The organism is Paenibacillus sp. RC67 (assembly GCF_030020805.1).
Classification (GTDB): domain Bacteria; phylum Bacillota; class Bacilli; order Paenibacillales; family NBRC-103111; genus Paenibacillus_S.
Genome location: NZ_CP125098.1, coordinates 143,103 through 161,470, shown reverse-complemented (window position 1 = coordinate 161,470; position 18,368 = coordinate 143,103). Strand labels below are relative to the sequence as shown.

Below are 18,368 nucleotides of genomic sequence, written 5' to 3'. Positions count from 1 at the left end.
TTCTTTAATCTGGCTGCTTAGGAAACATTCAAGAATGTAGGAACAATATGCTTTAATTCATCTGTCAACATCGTCCGGTCTGCAAATAATACTTTCTCAAGTTCTTTAATTTCTGACTCTAGTTGAACTTGATTAATTGCAACAGGCTTGCCGATAAAGATCCGGTTATGCTTGGTTGAGCTCAGGCCCTCTTCATTCGTGAGCAATTCTTCATACAGCTTCTCGCCCGGGCGAACGCCTGTAAATAGTATTTCTATCTCATCATAAGGCTCGAATCCCGAGAAACGAATTAAGTCTTCCGCCAACTGAACGATACGAACAGGGGTCCCCATATCGAGTATGAAAATCTCACTGCCTTGCGCAAAAGCCCCTGCTTGAATAACCAACTGTACCGCTTCCGGAATAGTCATAAAATAACGAATCATCTCCGGATGGGTGACGGTGACCGGTCCCCCCATGGCAATCTGTTCTTTAAATCGGGGAATCACACTACCTCTGCTGCCGAGTACATTACCGAATCTTACGGCAACAAATTTGGTCCGGCTTGTTTTATCAAGAGATTGTATGATCATTTCTGCGATTCTTTTGGTCGTCCCCATAATGCTGGTTGGATTCACCGCTTTATCCGATGAAATTAAAACGAATCGCTCACAGCTGTAGCGATCCGCCGCTTCAGCTACGTTCCTCGTGCCGAACACATTATTTTTGATCGCTTCCGCAGGATTGCGTTCCATTAACGGTACATGTTTGTGGGCTGCTGCATGAAATACGACTTCAGGTTGGAATTTAGCAAAAACCTCATTAATCCGTTCGCGATCCTGAATATCGGCAATGATCGATTCTATATGAAGATTAGGAAAAATCCTTTTCATTTCCATCTCAATTAAGTAAATACTGTTCTCTCCATGACCTAGCAGCAACAACTGTTTAGGTAGAAACGGGGCTATCTGCCTGCACAATTCAGACCCTATAGAGCCTCCTGCGCCGGTTACTAAGATCGTTTTATTTTCCACATAATTCGCAATGCCTTCCAAATCAACGTTAATAGGATCTCTGCCTAGCAGATCCTCGACTTCTACATCCCGGATTTCCTTAACTGTTATAGATCCATCAATGAGTGCATTAATCTTAGGAATGATCTTGATTTTCGCTTTAGTTTCTTTGCATAGTTCAATGATTTCTGACGTTGCTTTTCTTGTAAGAGATGGAATGGCAATAATAATTTCATCAATATGTAATTGCTCAACTGCATTAACGATATTCCCTCTGGACCCGACTACCGGAAGGTTGAGAATACGTTGGTTATGTTTATTTACATCATCATCAATAAACGCTACCGGATACAGCTTGGCTTCAGGGGTACTAGTCATTTCCTTGGCGATAAGCACTCCACAATCCCCTGCTCCTATAATAAGTGCTTTCTTGTAGTGAGTTACCGGCTTGTATAATTGATCTCTTACCAACCGCCATGTAAATCGGGACCCACCGACAAGCAGTAGCATGGTCTCATAATTCCGCAGTACAATAGCTAAAGTAATTTGTTCGAATGTTATAGCATAAACCGCAATATAAGAGATTAAACTCCCCATTGTAACTGCTTTGAATATCGTTACCAATTCACCCACGCTAGCATACTGCCAAACTCTATTGTAAAGCTTGAAATAGCTCATCATATATGTACAAAGGATCGTCGAGACTACCCCATACAACATTGCCTGAACTAATAATTCTTGGGGAACGTATACACCATAACGAATATAGTATGAAGACAAAATACTCATCCATATGATAAATATATCAATTAAAATCATCGCCGATATTCGTCGTCCCTGGCCCATGTCCATCCCCCGTTATTGTTCTCTCTTATTCTTTGGTTCCGTAGTAATAGTAATAATAAGCTTCAGAGCTTTTGCGGTTCATATTGTTAAGTACTACGCCTAATATCCTTGCTTTCACATAATCCAGATTCGCTTTTGCTTTCATCGCAATCTCACGCTTCACCTTGCCCGAATCAATAACCAAAACAACGCCGTCGCATCTGGATGCTACGATCTGCGCATCCGTCACGGCTAATGCCGGCGGAGTGTCGATTAATATCATATCGAACTGTTCCTTGAGCTCATCCAACAGTACTCCCATTCTTTTTGAAGCTAACATCTCTGAAGGATTAGGAGGAATAGGACCTGATGTAATTACAGATAAGTTAGGAATCTTCGTTTCTCTTATAACTTCATGGAGAATGCCTTTGGATGAAAGTGCATTGGTTAAACCCGCCCGATTCGTTAAGTTAAAAGTATGGTGCATAGTAGGCTTACGCAGGTCGGCATCGATAAGAACAACCTTCATATCCGATTGAGCATAGGCGACAGCCAAATTCGTAATGGTCGTCGATTTACCCTCTCCCGGACCTGCTGAAGTGACCATGATGGTCCTGATCTCTTCATCAATGGCCGAGAACTGAATATTCGTCCTCAACGTTCGGTAAGCCTCCGAAATGGGCGACTTGGGATTATCATGCGTAATGACAGGCCGATTATTGGTTGACGGTAACACGAGTCGCTTCACCTGCCTGTCGTGATTGGGATTTGGTAGAGCTATGGTTAATTAGATCCTCTTCTTCAATACGGGCAATCATAGCCAAAGTGGGCAGCTCGAGGAATTGTTTGACATCATCTTCTGTTTTGATAGAATCGTCAAAATATTCAAGCAGGAATACTAATCCGATTGCAGCCATTAAAGATACGACGAAGCCAATCGCTATATTAAGGCCCGGATTGGGTTTAACCGGAATCGGTTTGTCGATAGGCGTAGCTTCGTTCAACAAGGATACATTATCCACTTTCATAATGGACGGGATTTCTTTCTGGAACACCTTGGACACTGCATTCACTATATTAGCTGCCTTGTCATATGACAGGTCTTGAACGACCAAGGTCATGACTTGGGTATTGTTAACCGAGCTGACCTTCACCTTCTTGATCAGTTGCTCGGAAGTTAGATTAAACTCCGGGTAATCCTTCACCACTTTATCCATAATTCGTGGTGTCTTGATAACTTCTTTATACGTATCGATTAATCGAATATTCAGATTGATCGAGTTGATGTCTACCTGATCCAAGCCTGGTCTTTCATTGGATTTGTTCACTATGAGCTTGGTTGAAGCTTCATAGACCGGTTGTATAAAAAAATAACTTACAATCCCTGTTGAAACCGTGCACAGCAGCACAATGGTAATGATTATCCAGATCCTCTTCATGATGATCTTTATATAATCCTTAAGATCCAGCTCCATTATTGACCTCCATTCATCGAAAAACAGCCATTAAGCAACAAATCTCTTGTTGAATCGGCATTTTTTGCAAAAGCAAGAAAAAGAAACTGTAAACCTCCCCGCAATGAAGAGGAGGTTTACAATATTTAAAAGTTTATTTATTTAACAATCGATAAATAACAACAGCTGCTTGTGCACGAGTAGAGTCGGCATTCGGGTTGAATTTGTTGCCTTCTTCCCCCACAACAATCCCTTGTCCTACAGAAAGTGCTACACCCGCTTTTAAAGAATCGTGAATTGCTTTTGCATCATCGAAGTTTTTCAATGCGCTATCAACGTCTGCAGTAACCTTAACTCCATTTACAGCTTGCAATGCTCTCGCTGCAATAGTCGCCATTTCTGCACGGGTGATTTTACCGTTAGGATCAAACTTGCCTTCTTCTCTTCCGTTAACCAGACCGCTCTTAACAGCAGCTGCCACATACGGCTTAAACCAATCCGAATCGTTCACATCTGTGAAGCTCGCCTTAGCTGAGGCATCCTCAAGACCAAAAGTCTTGACGATCATTTTGGCGAATTCCGCACGGGTTACGGTACCGTTAGGTACGAACTCTTTATCGCCCCGGCCTTCCAAAATACCTTTTGCTGCTGCAACTTCAATCTGACGTCCTGCCCAAGCTTTTACAGAAGCCGTATCATTAAATACAACGTTATTTTCAACGACTGTATAAGTAGAGAAGGAGTTTCTGACTGCACGCAGCTGTTTGTCCTTAGCGTTATATTTACCGCCGTAGAACTCCAGTTTGCCGTCAACGATCTTGGCAAGCACTAGCTTCTCTGTATCCAATCTAGATGAATCTTCAATCGATAGACGAAGCTCAACCGGATTCGAGAAGGTAGTCACCTTCGAGCCATTCGATGTGAATTCAAATTCGAAGACACCAGATGCTAACGGGAGCTGAGTTACACTCGTAGCTGCAGACGTTTCCTTTTTGCCAACTGTTAATGTTGTATCCGCATTAAAAGTCCCAGGAGTCATTGCAAGAGCAAGACCATTCATGCTCAAAGCAAGCTTGTCAATTCCATTCTCCTTGGCTGTATTGAACAACTCCTTGGAAAGAGGAACTTCCAGAGATTTGGCCGTAATAGCGCCAAGATTAAGGTTCAATTCCAGCTTCGATGGAGTCGCGTTAGGATCCAGTTCTTTTAAAGAAGCAAAGAGTTTTTTGCTTTCATCTGCAATATCTTTGATTTGTTGAACAAGTGCTGCTACATCGAGTTTTGCAACCGCCTTATCTCCGGATACCGTAATTGCTGTCGAGAGATCCACGTTGGTGATTTTAGCAATTGTCTCCGCGACTTGTGCTTTAGCTTGATCCAGGAGCTGCTGTTTTTTGTCACCTGTTGCATCCTTCAGTTGTTTTTTCAAATCCTCCAAAGACTTTTGAGCATCTGCTACGGCTTGTCCTACGGAGCCTCCAGTGCTTGGGCTGATGGCGCCCCCACCTCCGCCTCCGCCACCTTTGCTTCCGCTACCGCTAGATGTAGGTGTGAAAGACAACGAAACTTCTTTTCTGACTAAGACCAAACCGTCAAGATGAGTACCTGGTAAATTTAATTTCCCTTCAAGAACCGTTGTTTCCAAACCGGACACGTTCATGCTGAGAGCAACTTTGCCCTCCTCATACGATGCTGAGATTCTGGCATTAGAAGACGTCCATTTAAGAATGTTCGGCAGCGCTTTCCCTAGGATTGTGAACTGGTATTTCTGTTTCAATGAGTTCTCGCTGTAATCCGATGTTCTAGCAAATGTAGTATTTGCTTCTGAACGAAGCAGAGCAATGGCGATATTCGTCGTGGCTGCACGATCCTTATCCACCGCTCCAACGATTTTATTCGTCACCGCTGTGACATCCTCTACTGTAATACCAATATTACTGAGCACTTTACTGAATTTAAGGGTTTTGTTATCCATCACATTGCTTGCTGCAGCTTTAATGATATCTTTCATATCTTTTTCTTTAGCTGCAAGCATAGCCAACTGTTCAAAGCTTAAATTAGCAATCTGCCCTTTCAAAGCCGCCTCTGTTGCTGTAGCGAATGCAACCGCATCATCGATAGTCAAATCCTTCGGGTTAACGCCGCCTAGAATAGCAAGCTGCTTAAGGATCGGTCGGAGCTCTTTACGGACCAGCGCATCTTGCAGGCCGGTACCGTCGCCCTTTTCGTCCGTTATTCCTTCGGCATTAAAGAACAAGCCAAGCGAACTGAACAGCTTCAAGATATTTTTTTCGGATAACTGATCAAACTGACCCGAATCATCAGATTCACTAATTTTCTTGTTTACTCTAGAAGTAACTTCGCTTACTAGAGCAAGATTAGAGTCATTATTCCCCAAAGCATTGAGTTCAGCCCTTGCTTGACTAATCGGAGCTTTCTCCTCATCTGTCCACAAGTAGCTGTAAATTTTATTCAATTCATCCGTAATGGTTTTCACACCTGTAGGCGCAGCAGCCTGGGCTGTACTAACACCGATCTTCTCCAACAAGCCTTGTGTACTCATTGGAAGGCCTGCCAACGAACTAAACACCAAGCTCGCAGCCATAGTGGAAACGACTAACTTCTTCTTCATTTTCATTCCTTTCATCACCCCAAGATCATAAGTTATGTATGTACGTTAATACGTTAAGGATTAGTTGGGCCTTTTCCAGAAAAATCAAAAAATAGGATGATCCGTAGATCCCCATGTGCTGAGAAGTTCAAACACTTATAGAAAATTAACCCAGTTAATAGTACCATTGACTCATTCAAATTGTCAATGATTTCCGTCTTTTTGATTATTAGTTCTAAATTACTATTAAAACCTTTCATTAGGTTTTGCCTTCGAGCAAAGGATCTTCTATATTCTCACTAAATACTAACCTGATTCTGCTTTTTAGAGCTCCGAACCCGAGCTCTCATTTAACGTTGAAAACTCCGCTATTAGTCCAAAAGACCTATTTTTAAACCAAATGATGACTACACATATCTAGGGACAGGTTTTGGACCTGGTTGTCTAATAATCCATTAGAAGTAGAACGTCCTTGAGCTACGACATCAGCTATAACTATAAAAATAAAAATGCACCGCTGCGTATGGGTAATCTGGTTGTAATGATACTCCCATTATCCCTTTCCTCACTGCGGTGCATTTTTGCTTTACACGCTTAATCAAAATATAGTCTACTAGCCCCAAAACTTCCACCACGTCTTCGTCTTCCATGCTGGCTGAGAGACATTAATGTCCTCATGACTTATAAGTTTTACGGCATTTTCTTTATAGCCATGGACCAGATCATCTCCGAATTTCTGGGCCAGCATGGAGTACGCCTGACGCAACCCGAATGCCCTATTTTCTATATTATGGGCATCAGATGCAACAAAATGTACCATACGATGCTCGCATAATTCGAATGATAGTTTTTGTATTTTTTTACCAAATAATCCGTTGATAGAGTGACTGGTTATTTGAGCGAGAGCACCCTGCTGAATCAGATGTTGCAGCTTCGAGGGGTCGGATGCCAATTCCATGTTTCTTTCTGGATGAGCTATGACGGGTACCAAACCCATAACTCGCAGCTCATGAAACAATGCTTCTGTTTTCTTGGGGATTTCTCTAGTAGGAAACTCAATTAATATGTATTTACTAGAATGTAGAGTGCCAGCCATATGGCTATGAAGATCCTCCAATAAGTTGTTGTAAACCCGAATTTCCTGTCCAGGCACCACAGTCAGCGGAATTCCCCGCCCTCTCAATACTTCGTTCACTTCATGAACGGCATGTTCCACCTGCGTCCAAGGATTATCATATTTACCATTGGCATGATGCGGAGTAGCAATCAGTGTATGTATCCCCTCCTCCACAGCAGCTTGCGCCATTTGCACTGTCTCTTCCATATCCTGTGCTCCATCATCTATACCAGGAATTATGTGTGTATGAATGTCGATCACGTGCTATTCCTTCCTTTCTTTTCATAGTAGTTCATGCTGCTAGTTGCTTCATATATTGAAAGAATTGCATACAGAAAAGATTTTCCTAAACAAAAGGAGCCAAATGGGATTGTATAATGGACACCTCCAGTACACACCCACATAGCTCCATTTGTCAAAAGTAGTAGACTAGGCTTCTTGTATCTTTTGTTTCCTTCATCATGTATTGTTATCGGCAGAAACAGTAGTTAATTGTATATGCAAATTATTGAACAGTTGCACTTATAAGAAAACCATGGGTATTCGTATTAATTCCCGTTAACTCTATCTGATAGGCTGTAATCTTAGAGCTTCATATACGCGATCGAATCATATCCTTACGCCGATATACACTGAACATAATCCCCATCGCTGCCATCTCTGCCAGCAAATGGCTTCCTCCGTAGCTAAGAAACGGGAGAGAAATACCCCCTAATATAGGAAGCACACCCGTCGACATCCCGAGATTCCAAATAAACTGTATAGCAATCATACTTCCTAGGCCACTGATAAGTGTTTTGCCGTAGCGTTCTCGTACATTGCCTATGACATGGAGCATTTGAACAGCAAACAAAACAGCGCATACCACAACCACCGTACCTCCAAGCCAGCCCAAGCTGTATACCAGATAGGTAAACAGATGATCCGTATGGATTTCAGGAAGCCTGGTATTCACTGCTCCCAAACCATGTCCCCACCAGCCTGCGGAACGAATAGCTTGATTCATTTGGATGTACATATACCCAGCACCATCAGGGTCTGCATAAGGGCCCCAAAAAGCGGAGAGGCGTCTCACAGCATTCCCCGATAAGCCGACTAGTGTTACAAAAAAAGCTACAAGCATTCCTACCGGAAGTAAAATATCGCGCAAACGTTTCGTCGCAGAGTAAAGCACTATCAGATAGGAAACAACATACAACAAAATAGAGGATAACGACGGGCCAAGCATGTACAGAAGTGTTGGTATGCCCAACAGAAGCAAGTGCTGCTTCCATGTGGAGCGCGGGCTCAGATCCCTATTGTGCAATAGGCCAGCGGCCGCAATAATAAATAAATACACACTGGTCGTCATCCAATCCAGTTGGATAGGACCGAGCGAAATATAGGCTTTCATCCCGTTAACCTGTCTACCGAATACAGCGGTACCTATCGAAATCAGTACTGTGCCTGCGTAGATAAACCATGAATAATGCAGCATCCGTCGATAATCAAAGAACAGGAGTGCGATCATAGCAACAAGTCCTATAGCAGTGAACTCCAGCTTTTTCAATAAAAAAGGAATCTCGGAACCAGCTCTATGCTTCCCCGCATAGCTCAATTCAACCGCATACATAGCAACGAATGAAATAAGAAGCAATACCGTCACCCAGCCAATAAGACCCCAAGGAATGCGAGGTTTATGTACCTTATTCAACTCCGCCCCTACAGCCGATGGTTCCCCCATCTGACTCACTGCCCAGCGGGCCGCGTCCTCTTCGCTGCTGCCTTCCTCAAGCTTCAAGCTAACCAGCTCTTCCAGATGATCCGCTATTTCCTGCCGTATGTCTTTGTGCAGCTCTCTTGCTTTGACCTGTCGAACGACCGAAGCCAAATAATCGTCGATGAGTGGATGGTTGTCCTTTTTGATCATCCTTGTCCCTCCCCAAGCACACGATCAACCGCATTGCGGAAAAACCGCCATTCCTGTTTTTTTTCTTTCAGCTGCTTCCTCCCGCTATCGGTTATTTTGTAATATTTTCTTTTGCGTCCTTCGGCTTCATGCCAATAGGCGTCCACCCACCGCTCTGCCTCCATTCCATGAAGAATGGGATACAGCGTCCCTTCTTTCAGTAAAAAGGTTCCGTCCGAGCTGCGCTCCAGCTCCTTGATTAATTCATAACCGTACCGATCCTGTCTTTCCAGCAAAGTGAGGATTAATGTTCCCGTACTTCCCTTCAGTAATTCTTTGTTGACATTACTCATGGTAAAAATGGCACCTCCAGTTCTCTCTTAATTTGTTTGTCAGTTAATACTTAGTTTATCTATGCATAGTAAATCTAGGTATATAATATCAAAGATAGGCGGCATATTCAATTCAACAAAAAAACAGCCGGTATATAAGGAATTCACCTTAAAATACCGACTGCTATTACATAAAAATTATTTCACCAGTTGTCCACGGGTTACGCCGAGCTGGTTCGTCGCTTTGAGCGTCTTCCAAACCTGCGTTCCGCTGATGGTACCTTGCAGAGAACGCTGATACAGATCAATAACTTCGAGCACTTTCTCTGGTGTCTCCTCCAAAAACTCCACTCGGAAGGTAGACACGCCAAGATCCATGAAATTACGTACATATTCCGCACCGGATTGTTCAATCGCATTGTATACCGTATTCCGGCAGCCTTCATCCACGCGAACCGGATGGGACATGCCCACACGGTCCTGCAGCGATACACTGTGATCCTCACAAGGGCGACCGCAGTTGGTATAGTCGGTTCCTTCGCTCAGGAATGTACAGTAAACACAGTGCTCTGTATGGAACATAGGCATATGCTGATGGATTACAACCTCCATCTTGGATGTGTCGGCTACCTGCAGCAAGTCAACCATTTGCTGAATGTTCAAATCGTATGACGGCGTCACTCGGCTTAAACCCGCTTCCAAGAACAATGCAGCCGTCTTATGATTGGCAATGTTTAAGGAAAAGTCTCCGATTAGCTCCGGATGGCGCTCATTCGGATGCTCCATGCGCTGCTTCATATAATAGTAAACAGCACCTGTATTGCGCACCAGAACAGCGTCAGGTTGTAAGTTGGTGATGTTTTTGAAATAGCCGGTTTCTCCCGGCATATGAATCCGCGGAGTAGCAAGCGCAATGCGTTTCCCTGCAGCCCGTGCCGCCTCTACCGCAGCTGGGAATTGTTTAATAAATTCAAAGTCTGCATATACCATATCCACATTGGTCCGCAATGCAGCTCGTACCTGTTCAAGATTACGGCACAATGCAGTTAGGCGCGGCGCCGTTGGAGCCTCCTGTTTAGACGGAGCATCTGACAGCACTTCAACTGGACGCTTAATATACTGACGCGGGTTCTGACGCAGCGATTCCAATTGTTCCACAGCGCGGCGGCGCATGCCGTTCAGCTCACGCATCGGTACGATCAGAGCTCCATCCAGCTGCACATCAAGCTGACCAAGCTCGAAGATCGTTCCACCCAGCCGGCCGAATTGATCTTCGAACAGCGCTGCATCCATCGGGCGTTTCTCCGCCTGTACGAGTGGCAGCTCGGAATCAATAGACACGGTATAGCCCGTTAACTCATCAGTCCATTCGCTCTGCAATAATCCTCCAAGCGTACCCTTTACTTTGATAGATACAGGAAAAGTACGGTAAGGCTTATCCGTCTCAAAGGACTGACGAAGCCGCTTGTCCAGATGCGGATCATTCGTTTTCCAAATCCGATCCCCTACATGCAGACGGTTCAGGTTCACATCGTTACGACCTGGGATAATCTCAATCAACCCGCCTGGCGCTTCGCCTTCTACCTTTATACCTTTACGGCGGATATCATAGACTCGCCCGCCCTCTTCTTTTTTCGTAGGATCCCCAGCATCGAAACAAATACCGTCGCCGCGTTTAACCGGAGCTTCCAGTTCGCAAACAACACCATCGCGCAATATTTGTTTTACACGCCCCAAATATACCCCGCGGCTCTTCGGATAAGTTCCCTCAACCAGCTTCTTGTTGTTCGTTCCTTTAAGGAAGCCGTAGGTGAAGCCGCGCGAGAAGCTCTGTTCAAGCTCACGCAGCTCTTCCTTCGTCGGCTTGGCGTTCCCGTCTTCAAAATAACGGTCGATAGCCTTTCGGTATTTGCTTACTACGTTCGCTACATATTCAGGGCTTTTTAACCGGCCTTCAATTTTGAAGGAGGTAACTCCCGCTTCGATTAATTCAGGTACGAGCTCCAGTGCCGCCAGATCCTTAGGTGACAAAAGATAGGCAATATCGCCCATCGGCTTTTGCTCTCCGTCCACCATCAAATCGTACGGCAAACGACAGGCCTGCGCGCATTCTCCACGGTTCGCCGATCGGCCTCCCCACATCTCCGAGGTCAAGCATTGACCGGAATAAGACACGCACAATGCCCCATGGACAAAAACTTCCATTGGAAGTTTGGCTTGGTCACCGATTTGTTTTATTTGCTTCAGGTTATTTTCGCGACCCAGCACGACCCGTTCTATATCAAAAGGTTTGGTAAATTCAACTGCCTCCGGCGAGGTTATCGTCATTTGTGTAGACCCGTGAATCGGAAAATCCGGCGAAATATCGCGGATCATTTTGACCAAGCCCAAATCCTGTACGATAACCGCATCAACACCTGCATCGACACAAGCTTCGATCAGCTTTCTAGCATCGTCAAGCTCATCCTCAAAAACGAGAATATTGAATGTCAAAAAACCTTTAACCCCGTACAAGTGCAGAAAAGACATAATGTCCGGCAATTCATCCGTAACAAAATTGTTCGCTCTTGCGCGAGCATTAAATTTCTCCACACCGAAAAACACTGCGTCCGCCCCATTGGCGACAGCCGCACGTAAACAATCCCAATCTCCTGCAGGCGCCAACAGCTCAACATCTGATTTTTTCAACTTCATATTATATTCATTCCTCCGAATGCTATTCCGCTTGTTCATTTTATCGCTTCAACTATATAGTGTACCAGAAATGGAGGCTATAAAGCTAACAAAACCAGCAAATGGCAGAGGAAAATAGCATTCTATTTTTTAACCAGTGTCTCCCATGATGTCATAACTAAACCGTTCGACTATCAAAATAACAACTATTTTACAAGCCAACCTGCTGTAAATACCAGAATACCTATAACGACAACAACAATCTCGGTCCATACTACAGAGCGTTTCATCAACCAAACAACAGACAAACTGAACAGGCTTTGTATTGGAATCATAACAATCAGAAGCGGTGGGTGATGGACTAATAACAGCATCGTAAAGTCAATTGAAACGCTCTTGAAGCTTCGTGTAACAGCCTTTAAGACACGATATCGGGCCTGCCGACAAAAGTTAACAAAGACCGCCATCCATGCTATAATTGCAAGGTAGTCCAACCCAGAAGTAATTGAGGGATTTCATGAAGTTAACAAAAGCCCGGATTGCAGGCGCCGTTATCGGTATTCTGCTCATCCTCGCAGCGTGGTTGGCCGTCTCCGACAAGGAACTGTCCGTTCGCATGCTCTATGTATCGAACGGCGACAGCTTCGACTCGGCAGCCTACGGTCAGTTTAAACAGTCGTTAGTCGCCAATTTGCAATTGGAACGGCGCAGTTTGGATAAGCTTTCTCTTAAGCAATTGAAAAACTACGAAGCCGTCTATTTGGATCCTTCCCTTCATGAAGCGATGACAGACAAGCAGCGTGAGCTGCTTCAAAGCTATGTATCGCAGGGGGGGCATTTGTTCCTTGAAAATGGATTGGCCGCGGATTTTCCGTTGGCCTTTATCGGCGCGAAGGAGCTCGTAGAGCTTTCGCCGCCCAAAGCCCTTGCCGTCAGTACGGCAAAAACGGCATCGCCTGCAGCAGAGGCATTCACTTATCCTGATGTCGAGCTGAATTTGCAGTCGATGCAGCAGTTGTTCAGGCAGTTCATGGACAACTATATTAATCATGACGGATTAACCGATCTGCAAAAATTCTCTTGGGGGAAGGGTTTGATCCCTTCAACCGCAGAACCCATGGTATCGTTAAATGATAAGGCGCTGTACGCCTTGAATCGATATGGCAAAGGAACTGTGTTTTTCAGCAGCGCTCTTCTGCCGAATCGCTTCTACATTACTGGTTATGACATGAGCAGCGGCATGGACCCGAGCCTTGGATTCACCAAGCTCGCGGAAGAAACGAATCAAGCCAAGAAGCCGACCGCGGGCGCGCTATATTACGATCGCGGACAGCTCCCGCTTGAGCCTTACTTTCATTTCACCTTTAGCGCAGGGAGCGCGCTGTTCCGGAGCGAATACGTATCCTTCGTTTCCAAAGAAACGCTTGGCTACAGCGTCAAAAAAGTGCTCGGACCTTACGGCCGACCAGCTATGTCTCATCAAAATCACTTCGAAGCTATAGAAGCGATTCGGGACGGAGAAGGCATTCAATGGGCGGAGCTGTTGAAAAAGTATAATCAAGTGCCGTCCTTTACACTCGTTCGTTCCTCCTTCCATTGGGGACGCTGGCAGGAATCGCTGGCCGTCCACTTGAATACGGGAACGAACGACAAGCCCGCCTTCATCGGGGAAACGCCGAACTCGTTTTATTCGAGCGGCACTCGCGTCATAAGTGAAGGTATGCCGATTCAGCTCGCGCTGTATCCGGACTATCGTTCGCTTGGCGATCCGATCGATAAAGCTTTTAGAGCTTATCCTGCGATAGCGGACTTGAACGGAGACGGCAAGCTGGACCTGATCGTCGGCTCAGCCGATGGCACCATCTCCGCTTACACGAACACCGGGCTGAAGCCGGACGCCTACGCCGGGCAAATGCTGCCCGACGGCATGACCGCGCCCGATGCCTTCGGCAAGCGCGAGCCGCTGCGGCTGAAGAACGGTCAGCCGCTCAAGACCGATGCGTACGCCAGCGTCGCGGCGTACGACCTCACCTGCGACGGCCAGCCCGACCTGATTCTCGGGCTGGCCGACGGCACGCTCGCGGTCGCCTATGGCGAAGCCGGCGGCACGTTCACGGAGCCCGCCCCGCTATTGGCGGGCGGCAAGCCCATCCGAGCCGCGGCGCCAGTGGCTCCGGCTCTGGGTGACGTCACCGCCGACGGCGTTCCCGACCTCGTGGTCGGGGATGCGGATGGCGGTGTGACGCTCTATCGCGGCCACCGCACAGCGGGCCGCGGCGGCGCCGCAGGCGCTGGCTCGGGCTCCGGCACAGCCGGGGAGCCCATTGCCTTTGACGCCGGCAGCTTGCTGTTCAAGCTGCCCGCTCGATTCGCCGCGCCGTCGATCCGTGACATGAACGGCGACGGTCGGCCCGACCTCGTGGTCGGCAATCTCGAAGGCGACCTGCGCATCTACTTGCAGCAGGCTGATGGAACGTGGAAGCCTTCCGGTGTAGTAGAAGGCGCTACAGTGAACCAACTCGGCAATCATGCTCTCGTTGGCGGTCACAACTCCGTACCGCTATGGTACGATTTGAATCACGACGGCAAAGACGATCTGATCGTCGGCCAATTGGAATTCGGTATGCCGATTACCGTCGACGATCCGAAGTTCCCTTATGCAGAGCAGCTGAAAGCCTTTATACAATACAATAAAGATCATTACCTTGAATTGTTCCCGCATACGTTTGTCCATAATTTTACGAGCGACCAGCAGGAGAAGGAAGAGATTGCTCTACAGCAAAAGTCGTTCAAGACATTAGACATTCCGTGGAACATGCCGGGAACGAACCAACACACTTGGCGGATCAATAACCCTGACCGCACGCAAACGTTGAACAACGAGCGCGGCGCCGGGATTTGGTACAATTTCGGTTTCCGTCCATCTAATATTCCGAACGAGCCTCGGCTTGGCGTTCAGTACAATTGGGGCTTCCCATTCCTGATGACGGATCAAGGATCGTCCGAGCCATCGAATCCGCCGATGCTATTAAGCACTCCGGCACCTGTGCTTCGGCTCGGGCAGTATTCAACCGAGGATTTGTTCCAATCGTATATTAATATGGACTTGCCTATCGATTATTTCGAGCATATCGAGTACAAACTTCCAAATGGCGTAGCCGGTCCAGGTGGGTTGCTGGAATTCGTTAAATATTTGGACCAGATTCGCAATCAATATAGCTATAACTTTATGAAGGAACCACAAATGGCTCGAACGGTCCTTAATACGTTAACGACGCAAACTACGGTGTACCGTCCATGGATCGAAGTAGTACTGGATCATATGAAACGCATAGTTGGAGTACACACGGAGCCATCCATTCGGATCAAACCTTCAACGAATAACGTGCCTGCTCAAGCAGCGGAATACAAAGGTACACTTGGAGTCGTTATCGAACGGGGACAAGCTTACGTGGACCGTCCAGTTTCTACGGATGCCGACGTGTTTAATTCGCTTAACAATAAGCTGTACCTGGGTGTGCCGCAGGCAACAAAAGTATGGTTCGGCAGCAGTGATGAGAACCGACTGCATCTGCTTCGTTCCAATGTGCCTTACAAGCTGGATAAACAGCAAGGCCAATGGAAGCTGGAGTGGCTATCGGACGGCATGCAGCAAATTCAGCTGCAAAGCTCGAAACCTCTCACTATCGAAGGTGACCAGCTCCAAGTAGACCACAAGGAGGGTGAGGGCACGTATACTGTGACCCATTTTGGCCCGCCGACAACGATTACCATCCGTTACTAATGATACAAGTAGGCTTAATCGACTTAAATTAAGGCAGATAACTTCCAGCTATGCGGAAGAATCCTGCACTGATAGCTTCAAGAAATGACCCGCCTACTTTCTCGTTACCGAAAGATTCCCGCAAAGCTCCGGCTATAGCGGGAATTTCTCGCGTTACGAACCCAAAATCCGATGTTCTTACAAAACTTAAATAAGTGAATCCAAGGGGGACTTTTTATGCAAGATTTGCTCCAACAGCTCGAAGAGCATATCCGCAACCGCTACGAAATTGAAGCGGACGATGATGATTTTACCGTTGACGTACACTTGTTCGATTACGGCTATGTTGATTCTATCGGGGCTACGGCGCTGATTGCTCATATCGAGAAAACCTACAATATCCAAGTAACGAATCAAGACCTAATGCTTTATTCTATGAATACAGTGCGAGAAATCGCCGATTTCATTCAGACTAAGACTGCGAGGTAATAAACTATGGAATGCGTCGTATCCCTAGAGGGATTGGCTTCAAGCCAACACGGACAACTGAAATACGCCGCCGCCTTCATCGACGAGCAAATCAGCGAAATCCGAATTGATGATAGCAACATCTACATCACCCACGAATCGACAAAAGGCAACGAAGCGATTGAAGCGCACGTACGCCGCTTGATTACCCGTTTTTCACAAGGTGATTTCGGCTTCAAAGAGAACATCTTATTCGAACATAAAGTAGACACCCCTTATGAGGGCGATATTATTTCCGAGCTTGTAGACCGTAAAATCATTAAAGTGCTAGAGCCGGGATTGTTCATTTTCCGTGAGCCGTTCTCGAGTCTGATGCGCTTTTTCGACTATTCCTTTGTGACCAAAGTGGCTAACCGCTTTGCAGGTGTCAAAGAAGAATCCTACCCTGCGGTCATTCATGCGGATACATTGAATAAAACGAACCACTTTACCTCGTTTCCTGAGCATATCCATTTCCTTACCCATCTTCGCGAGGACCTCGACATTATCGAGACATTCTCCCAATCGATCCGTGAAGCCGGAGGCTGGAAGCAAGACGGTCCTTTGGATCTGAATGCAACGATGCCGAAGCCGAAGTTTACAATGAATCCATCGACATGCTACCACTGCTACGAAGGACTTCAAAACGAAACTTTGGAAGGCGAAGGCGTTATCGTTTCCGCTATCTCCAAATGCCACCGTTTTGAATCTCGTAATCATAGCGATTTTGGTCGTTTGCTCGACTTCAGCATGCGCGAAATTATTTTCGTAGGGAAACCGGAGTTTGTCAAAGAAAACCGTCTTCGCTCTATCGAGTACATTAAGGAGCTTGCCGTTGAATGGAATGTAGATAGTATGCTGGAAATCGCTAATGATCCATTTTTCACTAATGATTTTCAAACAAAAGCTTCCTTCCAACGGAATCAGGAAATGAAATATGAGCTTCGTTTGACAGTTCCTTACGTGAACAAGTCGATCGCCTGCAGCTCCATCAACTTCCACAGCAATACGTTCGGTACAGCATTTAATATTAAAATGGGCAAACGCAATGCGGTTACCGGCTGTGTCGGCTTCGGAATTGAACGTTGGGCATTTGCATTCTTGGCTCAATACGGGCTGGACGAATCGAACTGGCCTGCCACCTTCCGTGAGCAGTACCACACTTGGCAGCAAAAATCGTTGTAAAGATGTAGGTTCCTTATGAAACTGAGCGCTTTTTTTCGCAAAAACAGCTTTGTGCTGCTGCTGCTCGTCGTCTTCGTTCTGTCGGATCTTCTCATCAGCATGTGGGATCCGATGGCGACGTCGCGTCGATTTTATAAAAACGACTTTACCAAAACGTTATATCACCATCAGTGGCTGGATCATGGTCCCACGTTCTTTGGCAACTCGGCGGTTACCGGTGCTTATATCGAGGAGAAGTCGAATGCCAAACTAATAGAAATGGGACTCTCCTATGGCAAGCTGACCGATCTGAAAGCAATTTTGGAGCGGCAGCTTTTCCATGTTGATGACGAGCTGGTGATCGGTATCGACGTCCACACGATGATCGATAGCTTGGACACCGACCCTACCTACCAGTGGTTCAAGCCATGGTACCAGCCCTATGTGTATGCCTACCGTGATTATTTCCGGGACACAGGAACGGAATTCGCTTGTGCGATGTATCAAGGCCTTCTGAAGCAGGATGCTGCAAGTCTCAAAGGCTGCGCCGCTTTTCCAGAAACGTTGAAGCTGAGTCAGCATCATCCATTGGCTTACCAGCCGCGTTGGATTGATAAAGAGCTCTATTTCGGACAAACAACCGATGAAGAGCTGAAAAAGAAATGGACGGAATACGACCAGCGCTTCGGTTGGATGTCACAGAACGATTATAAAGACAACCTGCAAGCACTCGACTGGATTTTGGCTTACGCCAATGAGCACCAGCTTAAGGTCCGTGTTATTTGGATGCCGTGGAATAAGGGGTATGAGCTGCCTAGGTACATGCCTGGATTGCAAGAAGAGGTTAATCGACGACTAGCTTCCTATAATGTCCCTGTACTGGATTTGCTGCAAAAATACGACAAATCACTCTTTCACGATCTTGTTCATTTAAGCCGCCAGGAGGGCGCACCGGTATTTACGAAGGAGGTAGACGCATGGCTCCTTTCGCTCGCAAAATCATCGAAGTGATTGTTTATACGGCAATGCTGATTATGGTGCT

General features: G+C 46.2%; 13 protein-coding genes. 4 read left to right on the top strand and 9 right to left on the bottom strand.

Annotated elements, in window-relative coordinates; genetic code table 11:
• Positions 1-17 precede the first annotated feature (17 nt).
• From QMA13_RS00705 to QMA13_RS00665, 9 genes are all read right to left on the bottom strand, one after another.
• Entirely contained in the window at positions 18-1,838 is a 1,821-nt protein-coding gene (locus QMA13_RS00705) for a polysaccharide biosynthesis protein (protein ID WP_282938843.1), read from the bottom strand.
• A gap of 25 nt (positions 1,839-1,863) precedes the next feature.
• Positions 1,864-2,553: a CpsD/CapB family tyrosine-protein kinase gene (locus QMA13_RS00700; protein WP_282938842.1), complete on the bottom strand. Its 690-nt coding sequence runs from the start codon at positions 2,551-2,553 to the stop codon at positions 1,864-1,866.
• Positions 2,534-3,292: a YveK family protein gene (locus tag QMA13_RS00695; RefSeq protein ID WP_282938841.1), complete on the bottom strand. Its 759-nt coding sequence runs from the start codon at positions 3,290-3,292 to the stop codon at positions 2,534-2,536. The genes QMA13_RS00700 and QMA13_RS00695 overlap by 20 nt, the downstream gene beginning before the upstream one ends.
• A 133-nt stretch (positions 3,293-3,425) precedes the next feature.
• Positions 3,426-5,909: an S-layer homology domain-containing protein gene (locus QMA13_RS00690; RefSeq protein ID WP_282938840.1), complete on the bottom strand. Its 2,484-nt coding sequence runs from the start codon at positions 5,907-5,909 to the stop codon at positions 3,426-3,428.
• A gap of 586 nt (positions 5,910-6,495) precedes the next feature.
• Complete coding sequence (locus QMA13_RS00685; protein ID WP_282938839.1) at positions 6,496-7,260, bottom strand: tyrosine-protein phosphatase; 765 nt, start codon at positions 7,258-7,260, stop codon at positions 6,496-6,498.
• 331 nt (positions 7,261-7,591) lie between these two features.
• Entirely contained in the window at positions 7,592-8,908 is a 1,317-nt protein-coding gene (locus QMA13_RS00680; protein ID WP_282938838.1) for an FtsW/RodA/SpoVE family cell cycle protein, read from the bottom strand.
• The gene (locus QMA13_RS00675) at positions 8,905-9,240 is read right to left on the bottom strand and encodes a PadR family transcriptional regulator (RefSeq protein WP_282938837.1); all 336 of its coding nucleotides are present in this window, start codon (positions 9,238-9,240) and stop codon (positions 8,905-8,907) included. The genes QMA13_RS00680 and QMA13_RS00675 overlap by 4 nt, the downstream gene beginning before the upstream one ends.
• 177 nt (positions 9,241-9,417) lie before the next feature.
• A complete protein-coding gene (locus tag QMA13_RS00670) occupies positions 9,418-11,913 on the bottom strand; it encodes a U32 family peptidase (RefSeq protein ID WP_282938836.1) in 2,496 nt (831 codons plus the stop codon).
• A gap of 185 nt (positions 11,914-12,098) precedes the next feature.
• On the bottom strand, positions 12,099-12,266 hold the full coding sequence (locus tag QMA13_RS00665; RefSeq protein WP_282938835.1) for a hypothetical protein: 168 nt from the start codon (positions 12,264-12,266) through the stop codon (positions 12,099-12,101).
• 143 nt (positions 12,267-12,409) lie between these two features.
• Here QMA13_RS00665 and QMA13_RS00660 point away from each other — a divergent pair, with 143 nt between their 5' ends.
• The 4 genes from QMA13_RS00660 (at position 12,410) to QMA13_RS00645 (ending at position 18,337) form a co-directional block, all read left to right on the top strand.
• On the top strand, positions 12,410-15,676 hold the full coding sequence (locus QMA13_RS00660) for an FG-GAP repeat domain-containing protein (protein WP_282938834.1): 3,267 nt from the start codon (positions 12,410-12,412) through the stop codon (positions 15,674-15,676).
• Between the two features lie 216 nt (positions 15,677-15,892).
• The gene (locus QMA13_RS00655; protein ID WP_282938833.1) at positions 15,893-16,144 is read left to right on the top strand and encodes an acyl carrier protein; all 252 of its coding nucleotides are present in this window, start codon (positions 15,893-15,895) and stop codon (positions 16,142-16,144) included.
• Positions 16,145-16,150: 6 nt separating this feature from the next.
• Positions 16,151-17,347: a hypothetical protein gene (locus QMA13_RS00650; protein ID WP_282938832.1), complete on the top strand. Its 1,197-nt coding sequence runs from the start codon at positions 16,151-16,153 to the stop codon at positions 17,345-17,347.
• A 21-nt stretch (positions 17,348-17,368) separates the two neighbouring features.
• The gene (locus QMA13_RS00645) at positions 17,369-18,337 is read left to right on the top strand and encodes an SGNH/GDSL hydrolase family protein (RefSeq protein WP_282943190.1); all 969 of its coding nucleotides are present in this window, start codon (positions 17,369-17,371) and stop codon (positions 18,335-18,337) included.
• The last annotated feature ends 31 nt before the right edge of the window (positions 18,338-18,368 follow it).